Annotated in this window: 17 protein-coding genes; 6 read left to right on the top strand and 11 right to left on the bottom strand. The window is 43.7% G+C overall.

Annotated elements, in window-relative coordinates; translation table 11 throughout:
- From BTO09_RS01570 to BTO09_RS01545, 6 genes are read right to left on the bottom strand one after another with little or no spacing between them, the layout of a single operon-like run.
- Positions 1-1,059, bottom strand: coding sequence for a nucleoid-associated protein (locus BTO09_RS01570; protein WP_087522989.1), 1,059 nt, complete (start codon positions 1,057-1,059; stop codon positions 1-3).
- A gap of 13 nt (positions 1,060-1,072) precedes the next feature.
- Positions 1,073-1,579 carry a hypothetical protein gene (locus tag BTO09_RS01565; RefSeq protein WP_087522988.1) on the bottom strand — a complete coding sequence of 169 codons (507 nt, stop codon included), beginning with the start codon at positions 1,577-1,579 and terminating at the stop codon, positions 1,073-1,075.
- Between the two features lie 12 nt (positions 1,580-1,591).
- Positions 1,592-2,617: a heme A synthase gene (locus BTO09_RS01560; protein ID WP_087522987.1), complete on the bottom strand. Its 1,026-nt coding sequence runs from the start codon at positions 2,615-2,617 to the stop codon at positions 1,592-1,594.
- Between the two features lies 1 nt (position 2,618).
- Positions 2,619-4,043, bottom strand: a complete 1,425-nt coding sequence (locus BTO09_RS01555) for a CCA tRNA nucleotidyltransferase (protein WP_087522986.1) — start codon at positions 4,041-4,043, stop codon at positions 2,619-2,621.
- Positions 4,044-4,604, bottom strand: a complete 561-nt coding sequence (locus BTO09_RS01550) for an L-threonylcarbamoyladenylate synthase (RefSeq protein WP_087522985.1) — start codon at positions 4,602-4,604, stop codon at positions 4,044-4,046.
- Position 4,605: 1 nt separating this feature from the next.
- Entirely contained in the window at positions 4,606-5,673 is a 1,068-nt protein-coding gene (locus BTO09_RS01545) for a glycosyltransferase family 1 protein (protein WP_087522984.1), read from the bottom strand.
- Positions 5,674-5,754: 81 nt separating this feature from the next.
- Here BTO09_RS01545 and BTO09_RS01540 point away from each other — a divergent pair, with 81 nt between their 5' ends.
- On the top strand, positions 5,755-6,534 hold the full coding sequence (locus tag BTO09_RS01540) for a lipopolysaccharide kinase InaA family protein (RefSeq protein ID WP_087522983.1): 780 nt from the start codon (positions 5,755-5,757) through the stop codon (positions 6,532-6,534).
- Here BTO09_RS01540 and BTO09_RS01535 read toward each other — a convergent pair.
- Positions 6,511-7,272 (bottom strand): glycosyltransferase family 2 protein, encoded by a 762-nt coding sequence (locus BTO09_RS01535; protein WP_087522982.1) that lies wholly within the window; start codon positions 7,270-7,272, stop codon positions 6,511-6,513. The genes BTO09_RS01540 and BTO09_RS01535 overlap by 24 nt on opposite strands.
- A gap of 73 nt (positions 7,273-7,345) precedes the next feature.
- Here BTO09_RS01535 and BTO09_RS01530 point away from each other — a divergent pair, with 73 nt between their 5' ends.
- Positions 7,346-8,173 (top strand): glycosyltransferase family 2 protein, encoded by an 828-nt coding sequence (locus tag BTO09_RS01530; protein WP_087522981.1) that lies wholly within the window; start codon positions 7,346-7,348, stop codon positions 8,171-8,173.
- Here BTO09_RS01530 and BTO09_RS01525 read toward each other — a convergent pair.
- Together BTO09_RS01525 and BTO09_RS01520 are read right to left on the bottom strand one after the other, a co-directional pair.
- Complete coding sequence (locus tag BTO09_RS01525) at positions 8,146-9,195, bottom strand: glycosyltransferase family 9 protein (RefSeq protein WP_087522980.1); 1,050 nt, start codon at positions 9,193-9,195, stop codon at positions 8,146-8,148. The genes BTO09_RS01530 and BTO09_RS01525 overlap by 28 nt on opposite strands.
- A gap of 41 nt (positions 9,196-9,236) precedes the next feature.
- Entirely contained in the window at positions 9,237-10,052 is an 816-nt protein-coding gene (locus BTO09_RS01520; RefSeq protein WP_087522979.1) for a 2,3,4,5-tetrahydropyridine-2,6-dicarboxylate N-succinyltransferase, read from the bottom strand.
- A 90-nt stretch (positions 10,053-10,142) separates the two neighbouring features.
- On the opposite strand from BTO09_RS01520, the gene ruvX reads away from it, so the two are divergent.
- From ruvX to mazG, 4 genes are all read left to right on the top strand, one after another.
- Positions 10,143-10,556, top strand: a complete 414-nt coding sequence (ruvX, locus tag BTO09_RS01515) for a Holliday junction resolvase RuvX (protein WP_087522978.1) — start codon at positions 10,143-10,145, stop codon at positions 10,554-10,556.
- Positions 10,553-11,143, top strand: a complete 591-nt coding sequence (def, locus tag BTO09_RS01510) for a peptide deformylase (protein WP_087522977.1) — start codon at positions 10,553-10,555, stop codon at positions 11,141-11,143. The genes ruvX and def overlap by 4 nt, the downstream gene beginning before the upstream one ends.
- A 58-nt stretch (positions 11,144-11,201) precedes the next feature.
- Positions 11,202-11,603, top strand: coding sequence for a DUF5606 domain-containing protein (locus BTO09_RS01505; RefSeq protein ID WP_087522976.1), 402 nt, complete (start codon positions 11,202-11,204; stop codon positions 11,601-11,603).
- A 196-nt stretch (positions 11,604-11,799) separates the two neighbouring features.
- A complete protein-coding gene (gene mazG / locus BTO09_RS01500) occupies positions 11,800-12,576 on the top strand; it encodes a nucleoside triphosphate pyrophosphohydrolase (protein ID WP_087522975.1) in 777 nt (258 codons plus the stop codon).
- Here mazG and BTO09_RS01495 read toward each other — a convergent pair.
- Complete coding sequence (locus BTO09_RS01495) at positions 12,560-13,201, bottom strand: class I SAM-dependent methyltransferase (protein ID WP_198356503.1); 642 nt, start codon at positions 13,199-13,201, stop codon at positions 12,560-12,562. The two genes, mazG and BTO09_RS01495, sit on opposite strands and share 17 nt — an antisense overlap.
- Entirely contained in the window at positions 13,198-15,111 is a 1,914-nt protein-coding gene (locus BTO09_RS01490) for a DUF349 domain-containing protein (RefSeq protein ID WP_087522974.1), read from the bottom strand. The genes BTO09_RS01495 and BTO09_RS01490 overlap by 4 nt, the downstream gene beginning before the upstream one ends.
- Positions 15,112-15,209: the final 98 nt, after the last annotated feature.

Here is a 15,209-nt window from a genome sequence, read left to right as displayed (position 1 = left end):
CTAAGAGCTTTGCTCTCGGTTAAAGTATACCAGATAATAGTACATCTGGCGTTCCTCGTCCCAGCCTTTTTCCACAAATTTATCGGCGCTCTCTGGGTTGATAAAATCCATTTTGATCTGAATGTTCGTGTCTAATTGAATCACATTCTTGATCTTTTTACGGGCAGCGGTTACGGCCGTGTTGGCAATGGAAAAATCTGAAAGGTCTTCTATGCTGTATTTCGGGCCGCGTTCTGCTTTGTAGTGTTTAAACTCTGGGATCAGCTCCGGATTGTCTATCACTTCGTTGAGGAACTTGGTCTCTTCGAACTGGTCGTTCTTGGCAAAGTGGTTCACCGCACGGTTCATAAACAAGACCTCTTCGCGTTTGTCTTCTGCTGGTAGCACAACATCTTTGGCAAAATCCTGGCAGAATCGCAAATATTTCTTAGTGTAGAAGTTGTCATCGGCCAAGGTTTCTACACCTAAAAAGCTCTCCAACCAATAGCGAGCGTCATAGCGGTTACTGTCTACGCTTAAGATCTTATATCCGGTCTCCTCTTCTACATTGAAAACAATACAACCTTTGTCTAATTTGTTGAGATTGATACCTTGCTGCAATTGCATTTCCAATTGCTGCGGACCTTGATGGAACTGTAAAAAGTCCTGCTTCAATTCCGATTTAAAGATCCCAACCCCATCTACTTTTTGGTTGTCAATCTGTAGGTTTTCTAAGTAGGCCACATAGACCTCACCATTCTTGATATGCGGATGCTCACTCTGGTTGTACAGATGTGTGGTGATCTTAGTGCTTACCTCATGCGCATTGTTAGGGTTTGCCAACAGCTCTTTAACCAACTTATAGAGTTCGTGGTATTCCAGATCCACATCGTGGGTAAAGCTCAGATAATTCTCCTCCTTTTCTCGAAAAGGTTTAAAGAAAAACTCGCGAATCAACGGATTGAGTTCGTCGGTAAGTTTACATGGTGCTCCAGAGAGGAATAAGCCCTCTGCACGGCTTTTATTGCCCACGCGGTGCAGGCTTAGAGAAGCGATCTGTGCGCTATATAAGTTGATCATAAGTAAGGGAAAATTAATTCCAGGAATCGATATCTAAAGAGTCAAAATCATCGTCCTCGTAGTCCAAGTCGTCGTCCAGATCACCTTCCATGGACTCTCCAACGAATTCCTTGTCTGGCGCTTCTTCTGGCAACTCACCGTGTACATACATCAGGTTGGGATACTGCATTCCAGGTTGGGGTTCGGCTATCTCGGCCAACTCCACCAAAAAGGTCCACATCGAAAGAAAATCGTAAACGTAGATCATTTTGGTCTGATCTTCATTCAAAACGTCTTCTAGCAAAGTTTCGGCCATGATACGGGTAGGCTCAGGGCCTTCTGACATATCAAAAAGCGCGATCTCTTCGCCTTGTTCCCACTTATCGTCACTGAGGTAAAAAGAGGCCATTTCCTGACCACCAAAACCAAAGGCTTGAGTAATGGCGTTGTGAAAGTCCTCCATAGAGGCGTCTTGCAAGATCTCCAGATCTCTAAAGACGTCTTCTTGGGTATCTAAAATGATTCTGAATCTAAAAACCATAAGGCCGTAAAATTAAGATATTTTCACCGTTTTCTTCGGGATCAAAACCTGTAAAATCAAATAGGATTGTAAGCCGAACAAAACAGCGGCAAAAACCAGGTGAATTGGCTGTGTTAAAAATGGGAAATCCAAATAATACATGGCGATTCCCGTGAGTACTTCTACACCTAGAATGGCCATAATTCCATTCATGCCGTACAGGCCGTACCCTTTCTTTTGATTGCCGCGCCAGAGCAGTACATTGATCAATACCACTAAAATAGAGAAGGAGCGGTGAATGTAAAAGCTCAGTTCCGGGTAAGCAAGCCAGGCTTCCTTAGCCTCATAGCCAACTAATTTTACCTGATCGTCCACAAATTGGCGAACTTGCGTACCTAAGACTATCTGTACTAAGGTCAATCCTAAGGCAGCCCATAAAAGCGTTTTGAACCCAGTTGTGACGCCTTGAGGCCGCTGTTTGCCAATGGCCTGTCGCAAAATCAGCAGCAACACCAAAACGATCAATAAGGCCATCACCATATGAATGGTAATACGCACAGGCGCTAAGACTGAGTAAACCACCGTAGCTCCCAGCCACCCTTGAAAACCGATCATAAAGACACTGAGCCATGATAAGATAGTGAGCCATTTGTTTTGCTTCCATTTCCAAATGGAGAGTATGGCCATGATCAAAATAGCTAGGCCGGAGAGCGCTCCTAACAACCGGTTTATGTATTCTATCCAGGTGTGCCATACGTTAAATATGGCGTAGTCGTGCTCGGTATAGGCTTCCCAGTTTGCTGCGGAGTAAGTATCACCAGTGATAAAGTCCGCTTTAGCCACCTCAAGTGCCTCGTCTTTGATGATCACTTGGCCCTTTTTAAACTCCCTGTCGGGTGCCCAAAGCAGGGTAGCTTCGTCTGTAGGAGGTATGTAATAACCAAAGCACTTGGGCCAGTCTGGACAGCCCATACCGCTTCCGGTCATGCGCACCACAGCACCGGCTATGATAACCAGGTAGATCAAGATCAGCGATATTCTAACAAATCGTACAAACATCCTATAGCGGTTTTAAATTCAAGGACTTGCCTTTTTCTAGCATGAACGCCTTGGCGGCTTCGTATTCGTTTGGGATAATCCCATCTAAAATAGCTTCTTTAATTGCTTCTTTAATAATACCGATCTTTTTAGAAGGCGGTAAACCAAAGGTTTCCATGATCTCCTCACCGCTCACCGGAGGCTGAAAATTCCGAACGTGATCCTTTTCTTCTACGGTAACGATCTTGTCGCGCACTTTTTTAAAGTTGTTGTGGTAACGTTTGAATTTCTTCGGATTCTTGGTGGTTATGTCTGCCTCGCACAAGGTCATCAGGTCCTCCACATGATCGCCTGCATCAAAGATCAATCGGCGCACCGCACTATCGGTAACTTCTGTTGCTAAAACGATAGGGCGGGAGCTCATGCGAACCATCTTTTGAACGTACTTCATCTTTTCGTTCAGAGGCATGCGTAAGCGTTTAAAGAGCTTGTAGACCATTTTAGAACCTACAAATTCGTGGCCGTGAAAGGTCCAACCTTGTTTTTGGTTGAATTTCTTGGTAGGAGCCTTGCCAATGTCATGAAGCAATGCTGCCCAGCGCAACCAGAGATTGTCTGTTGTTTGGGCAATATTGTCAACCACCTCCAAGGTGTGCCAAAAATTGTCTTTGTGACGTTGTCCTTCTACTTCATCTATGCCTTCTAGAGCGAGTAACTCAGGAAGTATGTGTTTAAGCAGCCCAGTCTGGTGTAAAAGTCCAAAGCCTACAGAGGGTTTGTCGGTCATCAAGATCTTGTTAAGCTCTTCTACCACACGCTCCTTAGAAATAATGCCAATCCGCTCGTTCTGCGCTGTTATCGCAGCTAAGGATTCCTTTTGGATCTCAAAATTCAGCTGATTCGCAAAACGTATGGCACGCAACATGCGCAACGGGTCGTCGCTATAGGTAACCTCAGGATCTAAAGGCGTTCTGATGAGCTTGTTCTCAAGGTCCTCCAAACCCTTAAAAGGATCTAACAACTGACCAAAACGGTCAGCGTTAAGGCCCAAGGCTAAAGCGTTTATGGTAAAATCTCGACGGTTTTGGTCGTCTTCTAAAGTACCATCCTCTACGGCTGGATTCCGCGAATCTTCGGTATAGGATTCTTTACGGGCTCCGACAAATTCCAACTGTATATCTCCGTGTTGAATCATCGCCGTTCCGTAGGTTTTAAAAACCGAAACTTTTGGGTTCTCCGGTAAAGCCTTGGCAACGGCTTTGGCCAATGCAATTCCACTACCAATTGCTACCACATCGATATCCTTGTGGGTGCCGCGATCTAAAAAGAAATCACGTACATAACCCCCGATCACATAGGCTTCCAGATTCAACTGATCTGCAACCTCAGATAGGGTCTTGAAAATTGGAGCGTTTAGCGCTTCTTTAAAGTGGGTTTTGGCCTGCATTTATTGTCGGATCACCTTCACGGCTCCATCCGCACTCAGCTTAATGATACTGGAGGGTTTGGCCGCTTTTCTATCGCGGTGCAAATTTACGACATAGTCTACGCCCTCCAAAATTAACGGATTGATTTCTGAGAAGGTTTTGGCCGTAGGTTCCCCACTGATATTGGCCGAGGTAGAAACCAAAGGACGTTTTAGTTTTCTGATAAGCGCCTTACAGAAGGCATCGTTAACTACACGTACGCCTAAACTTCCGTCTGGAGCAATAACATTTTCAGAAACTCTGATAGCGTTGTCTAAGATCAGGGTGGTAGGCTTATCGGCATATTTTAAGATCTGAAATGCCGTTTCCGGAACGTTCTCAAAGTATTCATTGAGCATGCGCAGGGAGTCTACTAAACAGATCATACTTTTCTCTGCAGGACGCTTCTTGATCTCAAATACACGTTCTACACTGTTGTAATTGGTAGCGTCGCAACCGAGGCCCCAAACCGTATCGGTTGGGTATGCAATGGTTCCGCCGCGTTTTACAATTTCGTAGGTCTTATTAACTTCTTCCGTCATTTTACAACAAAGATTTATAAACGTCAATGTAGGCTGCAGCAGCAGTTTTCCAATTAAAACTGTCTGCTTGCGCTTTTAAAGCTTTACTTTTTTCCTGTGGATCGCTGTGGTAATCGGCCATCCCTTCTTTAAATATTGTTGCCATTTGCTGCGGATCCAGATCATGCCAATAATAGGCCACCTCGCCACCAACTTCTGGTAAAGAAGTTCTATGAGCAAGAAAAACAGGCTTGCCAAATTTCATGGCCTCTATGGGAGGCAGGCCGAAACCTTCGCGCAAACTCGCAAAAAGAAAGGCCTCGCAATTCGCCAGCAAGTATTGTTTTTCCTTATCTCCCACACGTCCGGCTAAGATCACGCGGTTTTCTAGTCCGTGCTTTGCAATGGTTTCTCGCACCTTTTCGCCATAAGGTCTGGAGTCGTTTCCGCCAATAACCAATTGATGCTCGGGCAAATGAACAAGCATCTCCACCAAGAGGTGAAAATTCTTGCGTTCCCAAAAATCACCCAAAGTGAACAAATATTTACCCTTTAGCTGAGTTGTTGGTGTATAGTTGGATAAGTCCAACAGCTTTTCTGTGGGGTTACCATTTAAGATCACGTATTCGGGCACCTTAGGCATATCGAAATGCTGGTGAGCGCTCTGTTTGGCAAAATCAGAGATATAGGTGATAGCACTAGCTCTAGCCAGTTTTTCTTTGAATCTGAGGTTTCTCGGATGGTTCAGATCAGAAGAGATCTCTTCGATGAAATTTACATCGTGTATCGTTAAAACGTACGGCAGGTCTCGTTTGGGTTCTACTTTGGTGTTTTGATTAACGGAGTGCCATACATCGTATTTAGTTCTAATACGCGCCCAATCGTACCGGCGTAGTCCCATATAGTATTTGTAGTCAAAAAAGTTACCGAATTCTGCTTTGAGCGGCTTGAGGTCTTGGGCGTGAACCACAAAACGCAGGTCCTGGTCGTTATTGGCTTGGATCCCGCGTAGCAAATGCAAATTGAACTGCCCAAAACCCGTATACGGATTTTTGAGATTGTGCATTTCTAAAAAGATGCGTTTGGGCATTTAATTCGGGCTTTCTGAGTTTTTACAAAGGTATTTGATTTGCTGCAGTTCTAAAGAATTATAAGTGTATTTTTGCAGCAGATGAAGCAGTCCTTTCATTACGATTTTCAAATTGCCGAGGCTTTTGTAGAACAGCATCAAGCCGTTTTGGCCTGTGTGCTTAAGTTTGACCAAGAAGGTGAATTGTTCGGTGATGGCGAACGCAATGAGATCCGTCTTTTTGACACCTTGGACATGAAGGTCAATGTGAAGCGTTTTAAGAATCCAAATGCGCTTAACACCTTGGTTTATCGCTATCTAAGGCCTTCTAAGGCAGAACGTTCTTTTCGCTATGCGGAGAAATTACTCGCTATGGGTCTGGGAACACCAAGACCAATTGCCTATGCCGAGAATAAACAGTGGCACGGTCTAAAGGATAGCTATTATTTGAGCGAACACTTGGACTGTGATCTGACCTACCGCGAATTGGTGCACGATCCGAATTATCCGGAGCACGAACAGATCTTAAGAGCCTTTACACGTTTTACTTTTAAGCTGCATGAAAATGGTGTCTTATTTAAAGATCATTCTCCCGGAAATACGTTGATCAAAAAGACAAGTGAGGGCTATGATTTCTATTTGGTGGACTTGAACAGGATGGAGTTTAGAACACTCACCAAGGAGGAGCGCATCTATAACTTTGCTCGTTTAACCCCTGTAAAGGATATGGTTCGGGTGATGAGTGAAGAGTATGCAGCCTTGGCAGGTTACGACCAACAGCAAACCTTTACCACCATGTGGGGCCACGTGAGTCGTTTTCAAGAGAAGTATCACAGAAAACAACGCCTAAAGAAAAAACTACTCTTTTGGCGCAAGCGTTAATCGCCGTAATTCTTTATAGCGTTCCCAAACACTAAGGGCATTTAGTTTAGAGACTATAAAACCGCGCTTGCCATCTAGAATACCCAAGCGGATAAGGTAATGATTCAGGAATTTATAGGCCGACTTTAAATAGTGCGTAAGCAGTTTATAACGCTTACCTTGCTGATATAATTCCCGACCTCTCAATTTGCCATAAGCGATCATTTTAGAACGATAAACCTGATAATCGTCAAAGAAGTAATGATCCAATTTGTGCTTTAGAATTCCAATAGACGGTGCAATGTCTAAAGTTTCATGGACTATCTTCTCGCTTTTATATCGGCCTTTGGTTTTGTTGAACAGTCGGAGTGCTTTATCTGTTTGCAGACCGCTAAAATTTAATTTTTTACGCTTGTAATAGAACTGCCGATAGATCTGATATCCGTTGGCGAGTTCCTCTTGAGCGAGAAGCTCCTTTATTTCTGCTGATAGGGGCGCAGAAACACGTTCGTCTGCATCAATGAACAATACCCAGTCATTATTGGCTAGGTCCAGACAGAAATTGCGTTGACTCGGATAATCGATAAAGGTTTTTTGAACTACCCGCACCCGAGGGTCGGCCTCTAAGATCTCAAAAGTACCGTCGTCGCTAAAAGAATCTACGGCAATGATCTCATCGGCAAAGGTGATACTGTCAATTACCTCTGGCAGATGCTTACTTTCATTCTTGACAATGAGTAGTGCAGAAAGTTTTCGCATGAAAATTACGTACTTTTGAGCCGTTCAAAGGTAGCGTTTGCAAGTGAAATGCACAGCGCTCTTAGCAGAAACTATGTCAAAACCTCAGATTTCAGTCATCCTCAGTACCTATAACCAACCGGAATGGTTGGAAAAAGTGCTTTGGGGATACGCGCAGCAAGAATTCACAGATTTTGAGGTTGTAATTGCCGACGATGGTTCTACCGAAACTACTCGAGCCAAAATCGAGCAAATGACTCCAGAATTGCCGTTCCCGGTGCAACATGTATGGCATCCCGATAATGGCTTTCAGAAAACGATCATTTTAAATGAAGCGATTAAAGTAGCTCAAGCTGACTATCTTTTGTTCTCTGACGGCGATTGTATTCCTCGAAAAGATTTTCTGTCTGTACACGCCAGAAATATGGAGCCTGGATTTTTTCTTTCAGGAGGTTACTTTAAGCTGCCCATGGAGATTTCAAAGGCTATTTCTAAAAGCGATATCGAAGCACAAAATTGCTTTGATGTGTCTTGGCTTAAGCAACATGGGTTAAAATCTTCTTTTAAGAACAACAAGTTGACCCAAAGTTCGCTCAAGCAAAAACTCTTGAACTGGATCACTCCAACACAGGCCACTTGGAACGGCCACAATTCTTCTGGCTGGCGCAGCGATATCGTCGCGGCAAACGGTTTTGATGAGCGCATGCAATACGGAGGTGAAGATAGAGAGCTGGGAGAACGTCTTTTCAATGCCGGAATCAAAGCCAAACAATTGCGTTATTCTGCTATTTGTGTGCATTTGGACCATCCAAGAGGTTATGTGAAACCAGAGATGCTCAGCAAAAATGCTGCTATTCGCAAGCGTACCAAAACTGAAAAATTGGTTCGTACCCCTTACGGTTTAGACACCGAAAAATCGTGATGATCTAAAAAGGTCATCATGCTTTCTATAACAAATTCAGGATCCAACTTTGCGTAGTAGGATGCGGCTTGTTTCTTATACTTCTTCGGATGTTGACGGTACAAGTCCGGATGCAGATCTGCCAAATGCACGGAGCGATTATCTCCACTGGCCTCATAACTGTTCCAAGCCGATTTGAGGATCCAAGGTGAAAAGATCGAAAAAGTTGGGAGTTCAAGAGCTTTACCCATATTCACCGCACCTCCTTCATTGCCAATAACAGCATTGCAACAAGAGGCCAAAGCGAGAAATTCTCTCAAACTTTTGCCGTAAATATCAGGCCTTAAATGACTTTGAGTGTTGGGTTTGCAAAGGCTTATCAACTCATCCAATTGCGGGCGTTGCTCGGGTAAATAATTGAATAATAAACTAGCCTGAGTGCGTGCTACAAGTTCATCCAGTACTTTGGCCATATATGGCAGCGGATAGGTTTTGTCGGGACTGCTTCCAAAGGCGGCTATCATAAAAACCTTAGCCTCTGGGCTTAGCTCCGCTTGCCTTAATTGAGCCAGAGCAAGATTCTTTTCGGTTTCGCCTATATAGATGTTAGGGCGAGGTATGCTCAGGTCATTAAAGCCTAAAGCCTCCAGTAAAAGCACTCGGTTTACCAAAGCGAGGCCTTCGTCTTTTAATGTATGGCTTAAGGGTTTTACCGTTTGTTTGTACGCCCCTTTGGTATACCATTTGCGGTAGGAAACACTGTTTGCGGCCCTAAGTTTTCTGGTTAAACGTGCCGATCTTAGTTTGGCATAGACGTCTATGACCAGATCGAAATTCTCTGCTATGAGTTCTTGGGTAAAGCCGCGATAATATCCCTTTTGCTTGGCTTTCTTCGGATCGAAGAGATGCAGCTTGTCTATAAAGGGATTGTTCACTACCACAGCCTGGGTATTCGTATTGATCAAATAATGTAAGGCCGCAGTAGGATATTGCTTGCGCAACAACTCAAAAAGTACGGTAGACGTGAGTACGTCGCCGATCATTTTGTGCTGTATAACAAGGATCTTCTTCAAATCATTTTTTACTAGACGGCTACGTCGTAGGTGCGAAGGGCGTCGTTTAAGGAGGTCTTTTTATTGGTACTCTCTTTGCGTTGACCAATAATTAGTGCACAAGATACTTGGTATTCCCCAGCTGGGAATTTCTTAGTGTAACTCCCAGGAATTACAACCGATCTGGCCGGGATCACACCTTTGTACTCCTTAGGTTCGCTTCCGGTTACATCAATGATCTTGGTCGATGCCGTAACCACCACATTAGCCCCAAGAACAGCCTCACGCTCTACGCGTACACCTTCTACCACTATACTTCGGGAACCGATAAAGGCATTGTCTTCAATTATTACAGGAGCAGCTTGCAAGGGCTCTAAAACCCCTCCAATACCAACACCACCACTGAGGTGAACATCTTTACCGATCTGCGCACAGCTTCCAACGGTGGCCCAAGTGTCTACCATGGTTCCAGCGTCAACATAGGCACCAATATTCACATAGCTTGGCATCATGATCACGCCTTTGGAAATATAGGCTCCGTGTCTGGCAACAGCATTGGGCACCACGCGAATTCCTTTTTCTTCATAACCTCTTTTAAGGGGCATTTTGTCGTGGTATTCAAAAATTCCAGCCTCCAAGGTTTCCATTTTCTGGATAGGGAAGTAGAGTACTACCGCTTTTTTAACCCATTCATTTACCTGCCAACCTCCAGCCGTTGGAGAGGCGCAACGCAGTTTTCCGCTGTCCAAATGGTTGATCACCTCTCGGATTGCTGCGATGGTTTCTGGGTTTTGCAAGAGGGATCTGTCTTCCCAAGCTTGTTCAATTAGCGGTCTTAAGTGCTCCATGGTTGTTTTTTTGACAAAGATAATAAGCTGTCTCGGAATAGTTGCTGATTGTTTGCTACTAATGGCGAATCCCGTATTTTTGCAGCGTAGATGCCCAGAATTATTGCCATAGACTACGGAAGCAAGCGCTGCGGATTAGCAGTGACAGATCCGCTGCGATTGATCGCCTCGGGATTGACCACGGTCGCGACCCCAGATTTGATAGCCTATTTACAGGAGTATTTTAAAGCTGAGGAAGTAGATCTAATTGTATTGGGACAACCCAAAAGACACGACGGCAGTTTTTCGGACATTGAAAGTGAGATCCTCGTTTTTATTGAGAAGTTGCGTCTGGCTTTTCCAGACATGGCTGTAAAAAGAGTAGATGAGCGATTCACCAGTAAAATGGCTTTTAAAGCCATGATAGACGGCGGCTTGTCTAAAAAACAACGCCAGAACAAGGCGATGGTTGACCAGGTGAGTGCAACCATTATATTACAAGACTATTTAGAATACCATTTATGATTTTACCTATAGTGGCATACGGCGATCCCGTTTTGCGAAAAAAAGCGGTCAACATTGATAAAGACTATCCGGAGCTCGATGTCTTATTAGAGAATATGTTCGAAACCATGTATGGGGCTCACGGTATTGGGTTGGCGGCTCCGCAGGTGGGTCGGGCAATTCGCATATTTTTGGTCGATGCAACTCCTTTTGAAGATGACGAAGACCTCTCCGAAGAAGAAAGAAAAATGCTTTCCACCTTTAAGAAGGTGTTTATCAATGCCGAGATCATAGAAGAAACAGGAGATGAATGGGCTTTTAATGAAGGTTGTTTAAGCATTCCGGATATCCGAGAAGATGTATTCCGTCAGGATACCATCACCATAAAATATCAAGACGAGAATTTTAAAGAACACACTGAGACTTATAGCGGCATTGCAGCGCGAATCATTCAACACGAATACGACCATATAGAAGGAATCTTATTTACAGATAAACTTTCGCCTCTAAAAAAACGCCTTATAAAAGGTAAGCTCAATAACATCAGCAAGGGGAAGGTCAGTATTGACTACCGAATGCGATTCCCAAATCAAAAAAAGAAACGTTAAGAGGTTTGTCTGTTAAAGGGAAAGCCCTTTAATTTGCAGCCAAAATTTAGCCTTTACTATGAGTTTAGAAAAGATCATGGCCATTTCTGGCAAACCGGGACTTTACGAATTGAAAACCCAAACCCGTACCGGTTTTTTAGCACAGTCTTTAGCAGATGGTAAAACCTTAAGCGTAAGCGCGCGTCACAACGTGAGCTTGCTCTCAGAGATCGCTATTTACACCTTGTCAGAAGAGGTGCCTTTAGCGGAGGTGTTTGAAAAGATCAGCAATAAAGAAAATGGAGGAGAAGCCATCAGCCATAAAAGCTCTAAAGATGAACTAGAGGCTTATTTCTTTGAAGTGCTTCCAGACTATGATGAAGATCGTGTTTATGCCAGTGACATCAAGAAAGTGGTACAGTGGTACAACCTTTTACAGAAGAATGGGCATACTTCTTTCGCTGCGGACGAAGAAGAATAGGTTAACATCTTTTAAAAAATCTTACCATAGCCATCTACGTGATGGCTATTTTTATTCAATTGAAAATTTTAGTTTTTCGCTTAATCAAGTAGCCGCAAATATTCTGCTTGAATGAACGGCTTCCCTTTGGTAAAAGAAATTTAATCATTGGAGTGCTCAGCTTATTAATTAAATTTGTTTTTACTCATCTTATACTATGAACTCACGTCAAGATCAACTCCAGGCTTTAGACCGATTATTAACCATTATGGATGAGCTGCGCGAGCAGTGCCCATGGGATAAGAAGCAGACCATGGAGTCCTTACGCCATTTGACCATAGAGGAGACCTATGAACTCGGCGATGCTATATTGGACAAGGATTTGGATGGTGTGCGTGGCGAGCTTGGGGATCTGCTTTTGCATATTTTCTTTTATGCCAAGATCGGTAGCGAGAAAAAGGCCTTTGATATAGCCGATGTCGCTCACGCGATCTCAGAAAAGCTCATAAATAGACATCCGCACATCTATGGCGACATAGAAGTGGCCAATGAAGAAGAAGTAAAGCAGAACTGGGAGAAACTCAAATTAAAGGAAGGTAAAAAGAGCGTTTTGGAAGGAGTGCCCAAATCTCTGCCGGCTATGGTGAAAGCAAATCGAATTCAAGACAAGGTTGCTGGAGTTGGTTTCGACTGGGAAGCTCCGCATCAGGTTTTTGAAAAACTACAAGAAGAGCTCGAAGAGTTTCAGCACGAGGTAGATAAGGGTGATAAAGTAGCTATGGAAGCGGAGTTTGGCGATGTTCTGTTCTCTATGATCAACTATGCTCGTTTTTTAAAGATAGATCCGGAGAGCGCTTTAGAACGCACCAATAAGAAATTCAGCAAGCGTTTTCAATTCTTGGAAAAAGCTGCAGCGGCCCAAAATAGGAGTCTGTCCGAGATGTCATTAGATGAGATGGACCTTATTTGGGAGCAAGCTAAGCGGGACGCTTAAAGACAATTGTTCTTTCGTCTATAAAGTTCAGCTCATATCCAAGTGAAACAGCAAGCTGCTCCACACTATTTTTATGGTATATAAAAACATGGGTCGGATCGTTCTTGTAATACCATTTTTTAAAGTCGATGTCTTCTGTATAGAGGTCGGTCTTGCAGATTAGCGCCCCGCCCAGATTTAACAAGGCGTAAAGTTTCTCAAATTCTAGTTTAGGATCGTGAAAATGTTCCATGACCTCGCAACAGATTATAAAGTCATAGGTGTGCTCCAGCGGGGAGGTCTGCGGATGAAAGAAGGGGTCGTATAAGTTTACCGAATATCCTGCTTCATGTAGCATTACTGCAGCTACAGGTCCTGTTCCGGCGCCGTAATCGAGTCCTTTATTATGAGTATTAAAATTAGATAGGATATAGTCAACGATGGAGCTGACAAATTTCCGATACCCAGGGTCATTCACGTCGTTATTGTGGGTGAGATAACGGGCCTTTTCATCTGCTGGCTTGGGAACGTTTGTCGGATCTCTGTAAAGTCCAAGGCATTTTTTACACTGCCAGAAATGATTCAAGCGGTCCTTGTAGAAGGGGACTGCGTCTTTACTATGACAGAGCGGGCAGAACAAATTCAATCCAAGGCTCTGAGTTTATTCAACTTGGCGCGCCATAACTCAAGATTTTCTTTGTGCCTCTCGATATTGTTTTGCACTTCCTTAAACAGGGGGTTTGACGCATCGCTGTTTTGGAAAAAGCCCAAATTATTCTCCAACTGATTGATCTCTTGCACCACCTCGTCGATCTTTTTACTCACGTAGATCTTTTCGTTGTTGAGTTTACGTGGATCATTATTGGATTTAAGCGATTCCAGTTTAGCGTCGTATTTGATCATTTCGGCCTCCATCTTATCCATGTTCAAAGCGCCAAAGGCCTGATCTAAAGATTTTTGGAACTTCGACTCTATATTCTTCTTATTAAAAGGTACACGCCCGGCGGCTTTCCAATCTTCTAAAAGCGTTTTCAGACTTGCAAGGTCTTTCTCCGTATCCTTGGAGGCTTTAAATCCTGATAATTGATCTAACAAGGCCTTTTTCTTCTCAAAAGCTTCTGTTTCCTCTTTATTGGCTGCATTGCGTTTGTTGTGCAAACGTTCAAAATAGTGATTACAAGCCGCTTTGAACTCACTCCAGATCCGATCACTATCCTTGCGCGGAACATGCCCAATCTGTTTCCATTCCGTTTGGATACGCTTCATGATTGGCGTGGCTTCCTCGAAATTGTCGGAATCCTTGTACTTTTCTGCCGTAGCGATAAGTTCCAGCTTCTTTTCCAGATTGGTATACTGTTGCTTCTTTTGCTGCTTGTAGAAGTCGTTCTTGTGTTTGTTGAAATCGCGAGTGCTGGCTTTAAAAGCATCCCAGATCTCTTGATTCTTCGCGCGGGGAACCTTGCCGATCTCGAAAAACAGATTTCTAAGATCCTGGACCTTCTTAATGGCTTGCTGCCAGGCTTGATGCGTAGGTTTTACTTGCGCTGTTGTCTCTTTTATGCTGTTGATGACCTCCTGCTTTTGCAAATAGTTGGTCTCATAGGATTTCTCCATTTCTTGCTGCGCAGCCATACGTTTGTCGTGTATGACCTTAGTGGCAGCGCTGAACTTCTCCCAGACCTCGTCTCTGTATTGCTTAGCTACAGGACCCAATTCTTCCTTCCAAACCTTGTGTAGCATCTGCAGTTCTCTAAAGGCTTTAGAAACATCGGTTTCTTGCGCCAGTTCTTCTGCGCGAGTGATGATCTTGAGCTTCTGATCCAAGTTGTGCTTAAAGTCCATATCCCTGAACTCTCGGTTCAGGTGTAAGAAATCGTAAAAATTCTCAACGTGATGGTGATAGGTGTTCCAAACTGTATTGTACTTATCACGTTGAATAGGTCCGGCCTCTCTCCAGCGGTCTTGTATGTCCTTAAAGTGCTTGTAGGTAGTGTTGATATTCTCGTCAATAGCCAACAATCCTTTGAGTTCCTCAATGAGTTCCAAGCGCTTGTCCAGATTGGCTTGTAGATCCTTTTTTAAGTTTTTGTAGTGATTGTTGAGTTTTTCCTTGTAGTTGAAAATTAGTGTGCTGAAGGCTTTCTTTTCTGGAGTTGAATAATGAAAGTCCACAATATTTCCACCCTCGGCCAAAAAGGCTTCCTTTTGTTGTTCAAAAGCTTCTTGAAATTGACTGTTGAATGCTTTTTTTAGGGCTTCTACCTTTGGTTTAATCGAAGCGACCTTGCCACTTTTTAAAAGTTCTTCAAAAGCGCTGACCATGCCTTGTGGGTCCAGCTCGTCGTAATCTGGCAGTTCTTCTTCTGCGTCAGTATCGTCTTGATCGGTATCGTCTGAGCTCACTGTCTCTTCGGATTCTTCTGCGCTCTCTAACTCAGATTCTACTTCTGTAACTGTAGATTCTTCAGGGGTTTGCGTCTCTTCTTGAGATTCCTGAGCGGCTTCAACTTTAGGATCTTCTGCGGGTAAATCGGGCTGGTCTTTCGGGTCAGACATGTCTTTCAATGTTAAGGTTCAAGGAAAAATATACTGTTAAGATAAGAACTCCCCCCTGATTTTGCAAGAGCTTATTTTAGGCGGATTTGATTAATAAG

The sequence above is a fragment of the Gilvibacter sp. SZ-19 genome (assembly GCF_002163875.1).
Classification (GTDB): domain Bacteria; phylum Bacteroidota; class Bacteroidia; order Flavobacteriales; family Flavobacteriaceae; genus Gilvibacter.
Note: the sequence above shows the minus strand (reverse complement) of the source record. Positions and strands in the feature narration are given on the sequence as shown.

What these genes read in the sequence shown, in the direction of transcription:
- BTO09_RS01535 (WP_087522982.1), bottom strand. Translation starts at nt 7,272, where the DNA reads ATGCGAAAACTTTCTGCACTACTCATTGTCAAGAATGAAAGTAAGCAT.
- BTO09_RS01530 (WP_087522981.1), top strand. Translation starts at nt 7,346, where the DNA reads ATGTCAAAACCTCAGATTTCAGTCATCCTCAGTACCTATAACCAACCG.
- BTO09_RS01540 (WP_087522983.1), top strand. Translation starts at nt 5,755, where the DNA reads ATGAAGCAGTCCTTTCATTACGATTTTCAAATTGCCGAGGCTTTTGTA.
- ruvX (WP_087522978.1), top strand. Translation starts at nt 10,143, where the DNA reads ATGCCCAGAATTATTGCCATAGACTACGGAAGCAAGCGCTGCGGATTA.
- BTO09_RS01505 (WP_087522976.1), top strand. Translation starts at nt 11,202, where the DNA reads ATGAGTTTAGAAAAGATCATGGCCATTTCTGGCAAACCGGGACTTTAC.
- BTO09_RS01550 (WP_087522985.1), bottom strand. Translation starts at nt 4,604, where the DNA reads ATGACGGAAGAAGTTAATAAGACCTACGAAATTGTAAAACGCGGCGGA.
- BTO09_RS01555 (WP_087522986.1), bottom strand. Translation starts at nt 4,043, where the DNA reads ATGCAGGCCAAAACCCACTTTAAAGAAGCGCTAAACGCTCCAATTTTC.
- BTO09_RS01545 (WP_087522984.1), bottom strand. Translation starts at nt 5,673, where the DNA reads ATGCCCAAACGCATCTTTTTAGAAATGCACAATCTCAAAAATCCGTAT.
- def (WP_087522977.1), top strand. Translation starts at nt 10,553, where the DNA reads ATGATTTTACCTATAGTGGCATACGGCGATCCCGTTTTGCGAAAAAAA.
- BTO09_RS01490 (WP_087522974.1), bottom strand. Translation starts at nt 15,111, where the DNA reads ATGTCTGACCCGAAAGACCAGCCCGATTTACCCGCAGAAGATCCTAAA.
- BTO09_RS01565 (WP_087522988.1), bottom strand. Translation starts at nt 1,579, where the DNA reads ATGGTTTTTAGATTCAGAATCATTTTAGATACCCAAGAAGACGTCTTT.
- mazG (WP_087522975.1), top strand. Translation starts at nt 11,800, where the DNA reads ATGAACTCACGTCAAGATCAACTCCAGGCTTTAGACCGATTATTAACC.
- BTO09_RS01570 (WP_087522989.1), bottom strand. Translation starts at nt 1,059, where the DNA reads ATGATCAACTTATATAGCGCACAGATCGCTTCTCTAAGCCTGCACCGC.
- BTO09_RS01525 (WP_087522980.1), bottom strand. Translation starts at nt 9,195, where the DNA reads ATGATCGGCGACGTACTCACGTCTACCGTACTTTTTGAGTTGTTGCGC.
- BTO09_RS01560 (WP_087522987.1), bottom strand. Translation starts at nt 2,617, where the DNA reads ATGTTTGTACGATTTGTTAGAATATCGCTGATCTTGATCTACCTGGTT.
- BTO09_RS01520 (WP_087522979.1), bottom strand. Translation starts at nt 10,052, where the DNA reads ATGGAGCACTTAAGACCGCTAATTGAACAAGCTTGGGAAGACAGATCC.